The following is a 13,402-nucleotide window of genomic DNA, read 5'->3' on the forward strand; positions in this document are numbered from 1 at the left end:
GAGATGGACGGTTAGGAAAGGGGAGACATATGCATCAGGGGATTCTGCCATGACCATCGACCGTTCTGTGAAAATTGCGCCTTCCATTTTGGCGGCAGATTTTGCCAATTTTGGCGCTGAAATTGATGCGGTAGAAGCGCAGGGCGCTGACTGGATCCATGTGGACGTGATGGACGGGCATTTTGTGCCCAATATCAGTTTCGGGCCAACCACCTGCGCCGCTATCCGCCCACACATTAAGACTGTGATGGACGTGCATTTGATGATCGCGCCGGTTGATCCGTATATTGAGGCTTTCGCGCAGGCGGGTGCTGATTTTATCACCGCGCATGTCGAGGCGGGCCCGCATATTCACCGCACGTTGCAAGCCATTCGCGGCGCGGGGGCCAAAGCGGGCGTTGCGCTGAACCCCGGCACGCCCGCCTCCGTGGTGGCGCATTTGCTGGATGTGGTGGATTTGGTGTGCGTGATGACGGTGAACCCCGGCTTTGGCGGGCAGAGTTTTATCCCGCTTGAGGGCAAAGTGGCCGAGTTGTGCGCGATGATCGGGGACCGCCCCGTGCATATTGAGATTGACGGTGGCGTGACGCCAGCAACAGCACCGGGATTGGTGGCCGCAGGTGCGGATGTGCTGGTGGCAGGATCTGCCGTGTTTAAAGGCGGATCGGTCAGCAATCCGGCATCTTATGGCGAAAATATTCGAGCTATTCGTGCGTCTTATGCCTGAGCAGGTATGAAACCTGTTTGGGGGATTTGATCGTTCCGTTGAGCATTAGCCTTGGCTAATAACCGGCTAAGGGTCGATTTAAGCCCTTTGTGAGCGCTAGTCATAAGGCGCTTTCACGGCAATTTGTGCCATTCATATAGCGCATCTGGGATCTTCTCTTCGTTAGCCGCCCCGTCGGTTTCATGGACCATTTTGAACCCGTTGCGCTCGTAAAAACTAATGGCACGATGATTTTGCAGAAAAACCCAGAGCTGTAAGTACATGTTGCGCTCTTTCGCCTTATTCAAAAGTGTCTCGCCAAGTGATCTGCCGACATGAGTTGGAAGAAGGTAAAGGTGATCAACCCAGCCTTTTTTAAAGGCACAAAAGCCGACAAGGGCGTGGTTTTCTTCAGCAACCCAAACGTCACATTCCGGCAAGACCCTATTCTGAAAATAGGTCTTGCCGTCATCAGGAGAGTGCAACTCGGGCAGGTAAGGTAGGAAGGCCGCACGAGATTTTCGCGCAATCTCAGCTACGGTGCCGGCTTCGTTAGCCAGCGCTTGCCTAAAAGTTGTCGTTCTACTTATCAAAACCGGCCACCTCCATCGTCAGAAGACCCCATAGCTGACGTTTGTATCCGCAGAATAGCACTTAAAACGTCAGGGTCTTCAAGGATGTGGCTGTGATCCGAGAATGCGTTGGCTAAGACAAACCTACGCGGCGTTATAGGTCTAGGAAAAAGGGATCGTGGGTGTGCCAATAGTCCGTTAAGTCGCGGCCCGTTGGGGCAAAATTGCCGCGTTTCTGTAGGGCGAATAGGTCGCTGGCCAAGAGGGCTGCGACGCGGAAAGTTTGCTGGACCTCGTTGCTGGGGTCGGGCTGGGGGCCGAAGACCCGCTCGATTGCGTGGGCTGTGCTGACCAGAACGAAGACGATTTGCGCGCCAGTGACATCGGGCCACTCGCGCGCCAGATCGCGCACGACGCAGCGATAGCCGTCCTGCCCGCTGGAAACATGTGCGATTGCGAAGTCGATCATGGTGTCGATTTGCTGAAGGCTCAACGGGTATCAATCCTAATCATTACTGTCGTTTTATACGTCCCCTGTCACGTTGGGTATGTTGTCCAGATTTGACAGGCAGGGGTTTAGATTTAGTTTTCCTTTTGAACTAATGCGGGCGAATTTACCCAAAGGTTTAATTAAATCAAGTAGGTTGCGTTCCGCGCACATGTAACCGCATCTGCCGCACATAACTTTGGCTTCCTCTGACATGCCTCGCCGCTTACAAGGTCCTTTGATTTATAGAGGGGATAATATGTCCGCAGTTGTATCGGTGAAAAACGTCACAAAGGTCTATGAGGGCGGTTTTGAAGCGCTCAAGAGTGTTTCGCTGGACATTATGACCGGAGAAATTTTGGCGTTGCTTGGTCCCAATGGCGCGGGCAAGACGACGCTGATTTCGATTATTTGTGGCATGGTGAACGCCTCGTCCGGCTCGATTACAGTAGGCGGGCATGACAATGTGACCGATTTTCGCGCGGCGCGGCGGATGATTGGGCTGGTGCCGCAAGAAATTGCACTGGAGCCGTTCGAGACGGTGATGAATTCGGTTCGCTTTTCGCGCGGGCTGTTCGGCAAGCCGCGCAATGATGCCTATCTGGAGAAAATCCTGCGCCAGCTGTCCTTATGGGACAAACGTGACGCGCGCACGAAGGAGCTGTCAGGAGGCATGAAGCGGCGGGTTTTGATCGCCAAAGCGCTGAGCCACGAGCCGCGAGTTTTATTCCTGGACGAGCCATCGGCGGGGGTCGATGTAGAATTGCGCAAGGACATGTGGGACATCATGCGCGGGCTGCGCGCGGACGGGGTGACGATTATCCTGACGACCCATTACATTGAGGAAGCCGAGGCGATTGCTGACCGCGTGGGGGTGATCAACGGCGGGGAAATTTTGCTGGTGAAAGACAAGGCCGAGTTGATGGCGCAACTGGGCCAAAAAGAGCTGCGGATCGAGTTGCAAGACCCCGTGGATGCGGTGCCCGAGGCATTGGCCAGCTACAATCTGGAGCTTGGCACACAGGGTGAAAGTATAATCTATACTTACGACACAAAGGGCGATCGAACGGGGATTACTGCCTTGCTCAGCGACCTTGCCGCTCATGGGTTGGTCTTGCGCGATGTGTCGACGTCGCAATCCTCTTTGGAGGATATTTTTGTGGGCTTGGTGGAGGGTGCGGCATGAGCTGGACGGCGATCAAAGCAATCTATGTGTTTGAGATGGCACGATTTTTCAGAACTTTGTTGCAGAGTTTCATCTCTCCAGTGTTGTCAACATCGCTGTATTTCGTGGTGTTCGGTGCGGCCATCGGGTCACGCATCGAGACGGTTGAGGGGGTCAGCTACGGCGCGTTCATTGTGCCGGGGTTGATTATGCTGGCGGTGATGACGCAGAGCACGGCGAACGCCAGTTTCGGGATATATTTTCCGAAATTCATCGGCACTATTTACGAGCTGCTGTCCGCCCCAATTTCGTTCTTAGAAATTGTCATCGGTTACGTGGGCGCGGCGGCGACCAAATCGCTGTTCATCGGGTTGATCATTCTGGGCACCGCATTTGTGTTTGTGGACATCGAAATCGCCCACCCGTTTGCTATGTTGGCTTTCTTGGTGATGACCTGTTTTAGCTTTGCATTGCTAGGCTTTATCATTGGCATCTGGGCGAAGAGTTTCGAGCAGTTGCAACTTATTCCGCTGCTGGTGATCACGCCTTTGGTGTTCTTAGGCGGCTCGTTTTACTCAATTTCGATGCTGCCGCCGATCTGGCAAACAATCACCATGTTTAACCCGGTGGTCTACCTGATCTCGGGGTTTCGGTGGGCATTTTTTGGCACGTCTGAGGTGTCGATCGGCTTTAGCCTGTTTGCGATTGGGGTGTTTACGGCGGCCTGCATTGCGGTGATCGGTTGGATATTTAAGACAGGGTATCGGCTGAAAAGCTAAGGTGCTGTGAGCAGTTCGTCCAACTGGCGTGCGATCCAGCCGCGCGGAATGAAATGCCCGCGTTGATGCACGTCGAGCACCACTTTGCCAGTGTCGCAGCCGGCCCAGATGACCCGCTCGAAGGTGTCTTTATCGGTGGTGGCATAGGTGGCGTTGCCCGTGGGCGCACCGCAGCCCAGCCGTTTGCGCCACAGGGCAACGGGATAGGTAGTATCCCCATCGGGGCCGAAGGGAAAATCCATCACAGTATCGCGGGTGCCGTGAACATGGCGGACCTCGGCGGGGGCGGTGGTGCAGGTCTCGTCTTGGTCAAGCGTGCCGGAGATTGCCAGTAATGCGCGGACCTGAAGGCCGCTTTCGCAGGCGTATCGCCACGCCATAGCCGAGCCGTAGGAATAGCCGGAAATGAAGATTTGTGCGCGGTCAATGGGGAAGCGCTTGGCGGCATCTTCGATGACGGCGGTGGCGAAATTGGTGTCGGGGCTGTCAGCGCCCCAGAAGTCCCAAGAGCCGCCGCGCCCGTTGGGGGCAAGAAGCAGGACGCCGCGCGGGCGGGTGGCCCCGGAGATACGCGAATGTTTAACGATTAAGGTGCCTTGGCGGCCCCAGCCGTGGAAGTGTAGCAATATGGGAAGGGGGGTGATGCCGTCCCAACCGTCGGGGGGAAGCAGGTGGTAGGAGCGGTTGCCCAGAGGGCAGGGGATCTGGGCCGTGCAGTCGGATTCAGTAGCGGTTTGGGCCGCGCTGGCGGTGGCCCATAAGCCGAGGGCGAGCATCCGTAGTAGTTTCTTAACACGCATTTGTTAGCCCCTTGTGTGCCTAAAGCTTAGCGGCATGTCAGGGGGCTGGCACGTCACAAAGCCGTTAGGGCGCAAGGCCGGTAAAGGGATCGTCGGGATAGCCGACGCTCGCAAGGTACAAGCCACCCGGTGGGCAGACGGGACCGCAGGCGGCGCGGTCACGGGCCTCTAGGGCGGTTTTCATCTGGTCGGGGTGCCAAGAGGCGCAGCCGACTCGCTCTAGCGAGCCTACAAAGCTGCGGACTTGGTTGTGCAGGAAGCTGCGCGCGCGAATAGAGAAGTGGTATTCGGCGCCGTAAGGCACGGCGACTTCCTCAATGGTGAGTGCATCAAGGGTTTTGATCGGAGACTGGGCTTGGCAGGTGGTTGAGCGGAAGGTGGTGAAGTCATGTTGGCCGATCAAATGCTGGGCGGCTTCGCGCATCAGGGCGATGTCCAGCGGGTACTTTACTTGCCACACGAGACCCTTCGCATGAGCAGCAGGCGCGCGGCGATACAGGAGGCGAAACCAATAGCGGCGCTCTAGCGCGTCAAAGCGTGCGTGCCAGTCATCCGCAACTTTTGCCACTTCCAGGATCGAGATGGGCAGAGGTTTGAGGTGGTAATTCAACGCCTCATTCAGGCGAAAAACCTCCCAATCGCGGGTCATGTCAGCGTGGGCGATCTGCGCCAACCCGTGCACGCCAGTATCGGTGCGGCCTGCGGCGGCGATGGTGTCAAAATCTGGTTGCAGCTTGCGCAGCGCGGCCTCGATGGCACCTTGCACCGTCGGTTGGCCGTCTTGGCGTTGCCAGCCGTTGAAGGGCTGACCGTTGTATTCGATTTTGAAAGCATAACGGGGCATGGAGGACAGGTAGCGCGGGTGGCGCGCGATGCCAAGTCTTTGTGTGAGGTCTACACATGTGCGTTTGCGGGCCTTATATATCGGGTAGCAACCCGAGGGGCGGATTTGATTTTATACGATATTGTGGACGGCATCGGGCGCTCTGTTGAGGGGGCTACGCAGTCCGTTACGGGCATATTCGAGCCGACGATCCGACTGGGCGTCACCGGATTAAGTCGCGCGGGCAAGACGGTGTTTATCACCTCGCTGGTCGCCAATTTGATGAACCGTGCGCGCATGGGACAGCTTCGTGCCGCCGCGTCGGGCGGGATACAGGCGGCGTATTTGCATCCGCAGCCGGATGACACGATTGCGCGCTTTGACTTCGAGACACATCTGGCGGCGTTGACAGGATCGGAGCCGCATTGGCCTACGTCCACGCGCACCATATCAGAGTTGCGATTGTCGATGCGGGTTCAGCCGACAGGGTTGGTGGGCATGGTGTCGGGGCCGCGCACGGTGCATTTGGACATTGTGGATTATCCAGGTGAATGGCTGCTGGATTTGGGGCTGCTGGAAAAATCCTACGCGCAGTGGTCGGCGCAGGCTTTGGAGCGCGCGCAGGGCCGTGAGGCGGGGGCTGAGTTTTTGGCCTTAGTAGGCGAGGCCGAGGGTGGATCAAAGCTGCAAGAGCCGCAGGCAAAGGCTTTGGCCGAGGCGTATACGCAATATTTGCATACGATCCGCGAGGCCGGATATTCGGATTACACGCCGGGGCGGTTCTTGTTGCCGGGCGATTTAGAGGGCTCTCCGGTGCTGACCTTTGCGCCGATGGCGAAACTGGAAAAGGCCAAACGTGGATCGTTGTACCGCGAATTTGAGCGCCGCTTTGAGGCGTATAAATCAAAAGTCGTGAAGCCGTTTTTTCGTGATCATTTCTCGCGGATTGATCGGCAAGTTGTGTTGGTCGATGCGTTGGGCGCGATCCATGCAGGCCCGCAGGCGGTGGATGATTTGCGTGTGGCAATGGCGGATATTTTAGGCGCATTCAGGCCCGGCGCAAATGCTTGGCTGAGCCAGCTTTTGTTTGGCAAACGGGTCGAGAAAATCTTGTTCGCGGCAACCAAGGCGGATCATTTGCACCACAGCCAACATGCGCAATTGACGGCGATCATGGAGGCGTTGTTGCGTGACGCACGCGATAAGGCAGATTTTGCGGGCGCTAAAACCAGCGCGATGTCGATTGCTGCGCTCAGAGCCACGACCGAGGACCATTTGCAGGGCTTGGATGTGGTGCGCGGGCGATTGTTGGACAGTGGAAAACAGGCGGCGTTCTACCCCGGCGAGTTGCCATCTGACCCATCTAAGATTGTTGGGGCCGCACAAAACGGGGCGCAGACATGGCTGGATGCGGAGTATTCAGTGATGAACTTTGCACCTGCCAAGCTGAATTTGCCCCCCGGCGAAGGCCCGCCACATATCCGACTGGACCGCGCGGCAGAGTTTTTAATCGGAGATCGTTTGAGATGACTAAATCCACGAAGTCAAAAGGCCCAACATTGATTGAGCTAGACACGCCCGCAGAGGTGACGCCTGCAACGGCTCCGGTGATTGTGGATGATGTGCCGCAGGGGCGCGCGATGCAATCGATGGCGGCGTTGGCCGCGCGCAAGCCCTCGCGGTTGGCGAAGTTTTTCTGGTCGGCATTGCTGGCGCTGATTGGTTTTATGGCCAGTGTTGCCGCGTGGGATTTTGTGAACTCTTTGGTTGTGCGAAACCCAATTTTGGGTGCGATTGCCATGGGGCTGACGGGGCTGTTTGTGCTGGCACTGTTGCTGGTGGCGGGCAAGGAATGGCTAGCGATTGGGCGGCTTAAAAAGATCGACGGGATGCGCGGTGACGCGGAGGCCGCTTTGGCGGCGGATGATCTGGCGGCGTCAAAGACGGTGTCGGGAAAGTTGTTGGTGCTCTATGCAAACCGGCCTGAACTGAAAGCCGGGCGTGCGGCGATTGCGGCGCGCGGTGGTGATCATTTTGATGCGGACGCAGTTTTGGGCGCGGCGGAGGTGCATTTGCTGGCGCCGCTAGATGCTTTGGCGCGTGCAGAGGTGGAAGCGGCGGCGCGACAAGTGGCGATGGTGACGGCTTTGGTGCCATTGGCTTTGGCCGATTTGGTGACGGCGCTGACCTCGAATTTGCGGATGATCCGACGGATCGCAGAGATTTACGGCGGGCGGTCCGGCACCTTGGGAAGTTGGCGGCTGACGCGCGCTGTGCTGACGCATCTGGTGGCCACGGGGGCTGTTGCGGTGGGCGATGATTTGATCGGCTCGATTGCGGGCGGCGGGGTGTTGTCAAAAATTTCGCGCCGCTTTGGCGAGGGGATGATTAACGGTGCATTGACCGCGCGCGTGGGTGTTGCGGCAATGGATGTGTGCCGCCCGCTGCCCTATGTGACGCAAGATCGCCCGTCGGTGACAGGGCTGGTGCGGCGCGCGCTGACGGGGTTGTTTCCGTCAGGCTAAATGCGGTTAATCGCGCGGCGTGAGAGACGCCATTGGTGGGATCATGTCGCCGCGCACCAAGCGGGTGAGCAGTTTGGGCAGGGGCCCTAACTGGCTGACAGGAAACAAGAAACGATCGCGGATATACGGCAAAATGCGGCTGTCGGATTGATATTGCGGCGTGAAACTCCACGACATTGCTTGATATATACGTACGTGCCAGCGCCGTGCCATGGCGTAGGCGGGCAGGGCCTCGGATATCGGATAAATGGCGATGGCCTTGGCCAAGGCGGACGCGTCTAGCATGGCCATATTGGCCCCTTGGCCCAGTTGTGGCGAGGCTTTGTGCGCAGCGTCCCCGATGATGGCGAGGTGCTCGCCATAGGGTTTGCGCAGGGTGCCGTGGGAATATCTGGCCATGGTCATTTGGTCATGGTCGGTGATTTGCTCAAGGAAGGGCGCGATGGCGGGCCACAGGGTTGTGGCCTCGGCCTTCCAATCGTTCAGCGGGGTTTTGCACCACGCATCATAGGCATCGCGGGGCATGGACCAGAAGATGGCGGCCTGTTCTTGGCTCGATCCGGGCAGGCTGCCTGACGGCATGGCCCCGATCATGCGGTCGGCGCGGCGGTAGGCTTGGGTAAGGTGATCCTTGGGCAGGTCGGTGGTTTTAGGCCAAGGCACCGTGCCCCAGATTGCGCCATAGGGCAGGGGCTTGGCGGTGATCGGTGATAGGGGCGATGAGACGCCGGAGCTGTCGATGATCAGATCAAAGGGGCCTTGAGGGGCTTGGGTTTTGAAGTGCAGGTGGCGGTCATTAAGGCGGGTGATTTCATGTGATGGCACAAGGGTAGCGCCCGCTTTCAGCGCGGATTGCAAAATGGCATCAAACAGCGAGGCGCGGTGAATGGCGAGGCCAAAGTTTTTGCCATCTGGGTCGTGATCATAGGTGACATCTAGGACGGGGCGACCATGATCGACCTCATGACCAAGCATTCGGCGGATTTTGTTGCCTTTGGCGCGGGCTGCGTCGCCTGCGCCGATCTCGTCCAGCACGGCTTGGCCGACAGGTTGGATAACGAGGCCGGACCCCACAGGGCGGGGCTTGTCGAACCGGTCGAAAACCGTGACGTTGTGGCCCTGATTGGCAAGGAGTGCTGCGGCAGTCAGGCCGCCAATACCGGCGCCTGCAATGGCAATATCATATTTCATGAACCGCAACTTAAGGGGTTAAGTCGTGGGCGTCATGGGGAAATTTATGGGAGCTTAGGGGCTTAAAGGGACGGTGGGGCGTCTGCGGGGGCGTGCAAATCCTCGACGCCCAAGCGCAGCCCATGGGCGATGCGGTGGGCAAGGGTGGAAAAATCCTGCGCGGCATCCTCGGTTAATTCGCTGGCCAAAATCTTGTCGAACAGCGCCAACCAGCGCGGAAAATGCTCGGCGCGGACGTTGCCTGCGGCCATGTGTGCCTGCATCGGATTGCCGTCATAAACCCGTTGGCGCAAAACGACGTTGCGCCAGAAACGGGCAATTTTGTCCTCGTGGGCAGGCCAGCCATCGCTGGGCACATGGGCGGCAAAGATCGGGCCAAGCACTGTATCAGCGCGAATTGCCGCGTAAAATTTTGCGACAACTGTTTCGATTTGCTCGGTTGTGACTTTGATGCGCGGGGGCTGCGCCATGCGCGGGTGTTGCAGATCGCTCACATAAAAATCCACACGATTGGCAGTAAAATACACAGGTATACCAGCATGTTAAACATGGAACGGATGAGGCCCATGTCCTCGGTCGGTGCGACGCCGAAAAGTTGGCAGATTTTGGTGCCGGGCCATAGCAAGACGTCCGCGATTTTCTCAATGGTGGGTTTTGAGGACATGATGCGACCCTTGCTTCAATATTTGCACGAAAATTATCTACGGCTTTTAATTGCGCATTGCAAATGCTAATTAAACTCCATGCAATTGGATAAATTCACCGACTACGGCCTGCGAGTTTTAATTTACTTGCGGGTTTGTGGTGCGCGCAAGGCTTCGGTGAATGAGATTGCGACCAAGTTTGGGTTGTCAGAGCATCACCTCTCGAAAGTAGCGACGGCGTTGGTGTCTGAAGGGTATGTGCGCTCGGAGCGGGGACGCGGGGGCGGGCTAACCTTGGCGCGTGAGCCTGTGCAAATCAGCGTGGGCGCCGTGGTGCGCAGCCTATCGCGCAACCTGACAATCGCGGAATGTTTCGCGGGCAACGAGGCGTGTGCCATCACCCCAGCGTGCGGCTTGCGTGGGCCGCTGCGAGAGGCGCAGGACGCCTTTTTTGCGGTGTTGGATGGCTACAGTTTGGCGGATGTGAGTGCGCAAGGGGCCGCAATGTCGCGACTGTTGGGGCTGGAGGCCGTTAGTGCACTGGACGAACCGACCCAGCCGAGGTTATAAGCGCCCTATGACTTACTTTCGCGTCATTATACGAATTATTTCCCCGGCGCTCTGACACAGATGAGACGCCGGGCAAAGGTGTTTGAGATGCTCGCACCGACCCGAACCCGTATTTGCAAATCCGACGAAAAAGGACGCCAGACATGTGCGCCGACACCCCCGAGACCATTTCCTACAAAGATACGCTGAACCTGCCGAAGACGGATTTTCCGATGCGCGCGGGGCTACCCAAGCGCGAGCCGGGTTGGTTAGAGCGCTGGGCGCGGATTGGCGTTTATGAGCAACTGCGCAATAAGGCAGTCGACGCAAATGGCACGCGCGAGCCGTTCACGCTGCATGACGGCCCACCCTATGCCAACGGGCATTTGCACATCGGTCACGCGCTGAACAAAATCCTCAAGGATATGGTGGTGCGTTCGCAGCAAATGATGGGGCGCGATGCGCGTTATATCCCCGGTTGGGATTGCCACGGGCTGCCAATCGAGTGGAAAATTGAAGAGAAATACCGCTCCAAGGGGAAAGATAAAGACGCGGTTGACGTGGTGGAGTTTCGCCAAGAATGCCGTGAATTCGCAGCGGGCTGGGTGGATATTCAGCGCGAGGAATTCAAGCGCTTGGGCATCACCGGCAACTGGGATGATCCGTATCTGACGATGAATTTCCACGCCGAGCGGGTGATTGCAGAGGAATTTCAGAAGTTCTTGATGTCAGGGGTGTTGTATCAAGGCTCTAAACCTGTGATGTGGTCGCCGGTTGAAAAGACCGCTTTGGCCGAGGCCGAGGTCGAGTATCACGATCACGTATCACACACGATCTGGGTGAAATTCCCGGTGGTGGGTGTGGCTGGCACCGAGGCTTTGGTGAGCGAAATTTCAGGTGGTGACGAGAGTAAAGTGGCGGCCGCGGCGCAAGAATTGGGCGCGGATTTTGCCAACACCAATGTGGTGATCTGGACAACGACGCCATGGACTATCCCGCAAAACCGCGCGGTCTGCTTTGGGCCGAAAATGTCCTATGGTTTATATGTCGTGACCGAGGCGGCCGAGGATAACTGGGCCAAAAAGGGCGAGAAATACTTGATGGCCGATGGTTTGGCCCAGAGCATTTTTGCCACCGCCCGCGTGGACGGGTTCGAGCGGTTGCGCGATGCGCCGCCAGCCGTGTTGGAAGCGTTAACCTTGAAGCACCCGCTGCGCGGCGTGCCCGAGGGCAAGGGCGAATGGGACTACGACGTGCCAATGTTGCCGGGCGATCATGTGACCGAAGAGGCAGGCACGGGCTTTGTGCACACCGCGCCGTCCCACGGGGATGATGACTACCAGATCGGCGTCAAATTTGGCCTGCCGATGACCTATAATGTCTTGGAGGATGGCTCTTATCGCGCCGACTTGCCGCTGTTTGGGGGCAAACGTATCCTCAAGGCGAATGGCAAGGAGGGTGACGCGAACAAGGCAGTTATCGAGGTGTTATCTTCGGGTAACCTATTGATGGCGCGCGGGAAAATCACGCACTCTTATCCGCATTCTTGGCGCTCCAAAGCGCCAGTGATCTACCGCAATACGCCGCAATGGTTCGCCGCCATCGACAAAGAAGTAGGCGATGGGCAGGACACATATGGCACCTCGATCCGCGAGCGCGCGCTGCGCTCGATCGACGAGTTGGTGACATGGACGCCGCAAGCCGGACGCAACCGTCTGTACTCGATGATCGAGGCGCGCCCCGATTGGGTGCTGTCACGCCAGCGCGCGTGGGGCGTGCCGCTCACCTGCTTTACCAAAGTGGGCGCGTTGCCCGATGACGCAGAATTCTTGCTGCGAAATGAGGACGTTAACGCCCGCGTTTTGGAGGCTTTTGAAGCTGAGGGCGCGGATGCGTGGTACAAAGAGGGCGCGAAGGAGCGGTTCCTTGGCGGTATCGTGAACCCCGACGACTACAATCAGGTGATGGACATCTTAGATGTGTGGTTCGACTCTGGCTCGACCCATGCGTTCACCTTGCGCGACCGCGAAGACGGGTCAGCGGACGGGTTGGCCGACCTGTATCTGGAGGGCACGGATCAGCACCGCGGCTGGTTCCACTCTTCAATGTTGCAAAGCTGTGGCACCCAAGGGCGTGCGCCGTATCGTGGGGTTTTGACCCACGGGTTTACGCTGGATCAGAAGGGCATGAAGATGTCCAAATCTGTGGGCAACACCGTGGCGCCTGAGAAGATCATACAACAATATGGCGCCGATATTTTGCGCCTATGGGTGGCGCAAGCGGACTACACCGTGGACTTGCGGATCGGGGATGAAATCCTGAAAGGTGTGTCCGACAGCTACCGGCGTTTGCGCAACACGATGCGCTTTATGTTGGGCTCCCTGAGCGCCTTTAGCGAGGCCGACCGGATGGACCCCGCCGATATGCCAGAGCTGGAGCGCTGGGTGCTGCACCGGGTTGCCGAGTTGGACGAGGTGGTGCGCGAAGGCTACGATAAATACGATTTCCAAGGTGTGTTCCAAGCGATCTTTACTTTCGCAACCGTGGATTTGTCGGCGTTCTACTTCGATATCCGCAAGGATGTTTTGTACTGCGATGGTGATACAGAACGCCGGCGCGCGGCGCGCACGGTGCTGGATATTTTGTTCCACCGTCTGACGGCTTGGTTGGCCCCAGTGTTGGTGTTCACCTGCGAAGAATTGTGGCTGGAACGCTATCCGGGCGATGACAGTTCGGTGCATTTGACCGATATGCCAGAAACCCCATCTGCATGGCGCGATGAAGCTTTGGCTGCCAAATGGTCAACTGTGCGCCAAGTGCGCCGGGTGGTGACAGGGGCGTTGGAAGTGGAGCGGACGGCGAAGGTTATCGGCTCATCATTGGAAGCCGCGCCGAGTGTGTTTGTATCGGGCGACGTGGCCGAGGTGCTTAAAACGGTTAGTTTTGAGGATATGTGCATCACGTCGGGCATCTCGGTGACGACGCAAGCCGCACCAGAGGGGGCCTTCGCGTTGGAGGACACTGATGGCGTGGCCGTGATCTTTGACAAAGCTGATGGCGACAAATGCCTGCGGTGCTGGAAGATCCTGCCAGACGTGGGCAGCCATGCGCATGAAGGGGTCTGCGGGCGCTGTGACAAGGCGCTAGATTAAGATGAGCGG

Annotated in this window: 14 protein-coding genes; 7 read left to right on the forward strand and 7 right to left on the reverse strand. The window is 57.7% G+C overall.

Going from position 1 to position 13,402, the window contains the following annotated elements; genetic code table 11:
* The first annotated feature begins 49 nt into the window (after nucleotides 1-49).
* Entirely contained in the window at nucleotides 50-727 is a 678-nt protein-coding gene (gene rpe, locus AC3Y7R_RS12095) for a ribulose-phosphate 3-epimerase (RefSeq protein WP_490042304.1), read from the forward strand.
* Nucleotides 728-840: 113 nt separating this feature from the next.
* Here rpe and AC3Y7R_RS12100 read toward each other — a convergent pair whose 3' ends face one another.
* Nucleotides 841-1,299 carry a GNAT family N-acetyltransferase gene (locus AC3Y7R_RS12100; RefSeq protein ID WP_490042305.1) on the reverse strand — a complete coding sequence of 153 codons (459 nt, stop codon included), beginning with the start codon at nucleotides 1,297-1,299 and terminating at the stop codon, nucleotides 841-843.
* Nucleotides 1,300-1,432: 133 nt separating this feature from the next.
* Nucleotides 1,433-1,771, reverse strand: coding sequence for a hypothetical protein (locus AC3Y7R_RS12105; RefSeq protein ID WP_490042306.1), 339 nt, complete (start codon nucleotides 1,769-1,771; stop codon nucleotides 1,433-1,435).
* A gap of 253 nt (nucleotides 1,772-2,024) precedes the next feature.
* Here AC3Y7R_RS12105 and AC3Y7R_RS12110 point away from each other — a divergent pair, with 253 nt between their 5' ends.
* Together AC3Y7R_RS12110 and AC3Y7R_RS12115 are read left to right on the forward strand one after the other, a co-directional pair.
* On the forward strand, nucleotides 2,025-2,951 hold the full coding sequence (locus AC3Y7R_RS12110) for an ABC transporter ATP-binding protein (RefSeq protein WP_490042307.1): 927 nt from the start codon (nucleotides 2,025-2,027) through the stop codon (nucleotides 2,949-2,951).
* Entirely contained in the window at nucleotides 2,948-3,709 is a 762-nt protein-coding gene (locus AC3Y7R_RS12115; protein ID WP_490042308.1) for an ABC transporter permease, read from the forward strand. Before AC3Y7R_RS12110 ends, AC3Y7R_RS12115 begins: the two co-directional genes overlap by 4 nt.
* Here AC3Y7R_RS12115 and AC3Y7R_RS12120 read toward each other — a convergent pair.
* Together AC3Y7R_RS12120 and truA are read right to left on the reverse strand one after the other, a co-directional pair.
* The gene (locus AC3Y7R_RS12120; protein ID WP_490042309.1) at nucleotides 3,706-4,509 is read right to left on the reverse strand and encodes a CE1 family esterase; all 804 of its coding nucleotides are present in this window, start codon (nucleotides 4,507-4,509) and stop codon (nucleotides 3,706-3,708) included. The two genes, AC3Y7R_RS12115 and AC3Y7R_RS12120, sit on opposite strands and share 4 nt — an antisense overlap.
* Before the next feature lie 64 nt (nucleotides 4,510-4,573).
* Complete coding sequence (truA, locus tag AC3Y7R_RS12125; RefSeq protein WP_490042310.1) at nucleotides 4,574-5,353, reverse strand: tRNA pseudouridine(38-40) synthase TruA; 780 nt, start codon at nucleotides 5,351-5,353, stop codon at nucleotides 4,574-4,576.
* A gap of 105 nt (nucleotides 5,354-5,458) precedes the next feature.
* Here truA and AC3Y7R_RS12130 point away from each other — a divergent pair, with 105 nt between their 5' ends.
* Together AC3Y7R_RS12130 and AC3Y7R_RS12135 are read left to right on the forward strand one after the other, a co-directional pair.
* Nucleotides 5,459-6,862: a YcjX family GTP-binding protein gene (locus AC3Y7R_RS12130; RefSeq protein WP_490042311.1), complete on the forward strand. Its 1,404-nt coding sequence runs from the start codon at nucleotides 5,459-5,461 to the stop codon at nucleotides 6,860-6,862.
* Nucleotides 6,859-7,857, forward strand: coding sequence for a YcjF family protein (locus AC3Y7R_RS12135; protein ID WP_490042312.1), 999 nt, complete (start codon nucleotides 6,859-6,861; stop codon nucleotides 7,855-7,857). Before AC3Y7R_RS12130 ends, AC3Y7R_RS12135 begins: the two co-directional genes overlap by 4 nt.
* 6 nt (nucleotides 7,858-7,863) lie before the next feature.
* On the opposite strand, the gene AC3Y7R_RS12140 is transcribed toward AC3Y7R_RS12135, so the two are convergent.
* The 3 genes from AC3Y7R_RS12140 to AC3Y7R_RS12150 all read right to left on the reverse strand — a co-directional run bounded on the left by AC3Y7R_RS12140 (nucleotide 7,864) and on the right by AC3Y7R_RS12150 (nucleotide 9,712).
* Nucleotides 7,864-9,048 carry an FAD-dependent oxidoreductase gene (locus tag AC3Y7R_RS12140; RefSeq protein WP_490042313.1) on the reverse strand — a complete coding sequence of 395 codons (1,185 nt, stop codon included), beginning with the start codon at nucleotides 9,046-9,048 and terminating at the stop codon, nucleotides 7,864-7,866.
* 62 nt (nucleotides 9,049-9,110) lie between these two features.
* Nucleotides 9,111-9,542, reverse strand: a complete 432-nt coding sequence (locus AC3Y7R_RS12145; protein ID WP_490042314.1) for a group III truncated hemoglobin — start codon at nucleotides 9,540-9,542, stop codon at nucleotides 9,111-9,113.
* A complete protein-coding gene (locus tag AC3Y7R_RS12150) occupies nucleotides 9,539-9,712 on the reverse strand; it encodes a hypothetical protein (protein ID WP_490042315.1) in 174 nt (57 codons plus the stop codon). Before AC3Y7R_RS12150 ends, AC3Y7R_RS12145 begins: the two co-directional genes overlap by 4 nt.
* 79 nt (nucleotides 9,713-9,791) lie before the next feature.
* Here AC3Y7R_RS12150 and AC3Y7R_RS12155 point away from each other — a divergent pair, with 79 nt between their 5' ends.
* Nucleotides 9,792-10,262: an RrF2 family transcriptional regulator gene (locus tag AC3Y7R_RS12155; RefSeq protein ID WP_490042316.1), complete on the forward strand. Its 471-nt coding sequence runs from the start codon at nucleotides 9,792-9,794 to the stop codon at nucleotides 10,260-10,262.
* 143 nt (nucleotides 10,263-10,405) lie between these two features.
* Nucleotides 10,406-13,393: an isoleucine--tRNA ligase gene (gene ileS, locus AC3Y7R_RS12160; protein ID WP_490042317.1), complete on the forward strand. Its 2,988-nt coding sequence runs from the start codon at nucleotides 10,406-10,408 to the stop codon at nucleotides 13,391-13,393.
* Nucleotides 13,394-13,402: the final 9 nt, after the last annotated feature.

The sequence above is a fragment of the Litoreibacter sp. genome (assembly GCF_058136045.1).

Excerpts from the sequence above, each read along its gene's own strand:
- ileS (WP_490042317.1), top strand. The coding sequence starts at position 10,406 with ATGTGCGCCGACACCCCCGAGACCATTTCCTACAAAGATACGCTGAAC.
- rpe (WP_490042304.1), top strand. The coding sequence starts at position 50 with ATGACCATCGACCGTTCTGTGAAAATTGCGCCTTCCATTTTGGCGGCA.
- AC3Y7R_RS12135 (WP_490042312.1), top strand. The coding sequence starts at position 6,859 with ATGACTAAATCCACGAAGTCAAAAGGCCCAACATTGATTGAGCTAGAC.
- AC3Y7R_RS12115 (WP_490042308.1), top strand. The coding sequence starts at position 2,948 with ATGAGCTGGACGGCGATCAAAGCAATCTATGTGTTTGAGATGGCACGA.
- AC3Y7R_RS12120 (WP_490042309.1), bottom strand. The coding sequence starts at position 4,509 with ATGCGTGTTAAGAAACTACTACGGATGCTCGCCCTCGGCTTATGGGCC.
- AC3Y7R_RS12140 (WP_490042313.1), bottom strand. The coding sequence starts at position 9,048 with ATGAAATATGATATTGCCATTGCAGGCGCCGGTATTGGCGGCCTGACT.
- truA (WP_490042310.1), bottom strand. The coding sequence starts at position 5,353 with ATGCCCCGTTATGCTTTCAAAATCGAATACAACGGTCAGCCCTTCAAC.
- AC3Y7R_RS12155 (WP_490042316.1), top strand. The coding sequence starts at position 9,792 with ATGCAATTGGATAAATTCACCGACTACGGCCTGCGAGTTTTAATTTAC.
- AC3Y7R_RS12110 (WP_490042307.1), top strand. The coding sequence starts at position 2,025 with ATGTCCGCAGTTGTATCGGTGAAAAACGTCACAAAGGTCTATGAGGGC.
- AC3Y7R_RS12150 (WP_490042315.1), bottom strand. The coding sequence starts at position 9,712 with ATGTCCTCAAAACCCACCATTGAGAAAATCGCGGACGTCTTGCTATGG.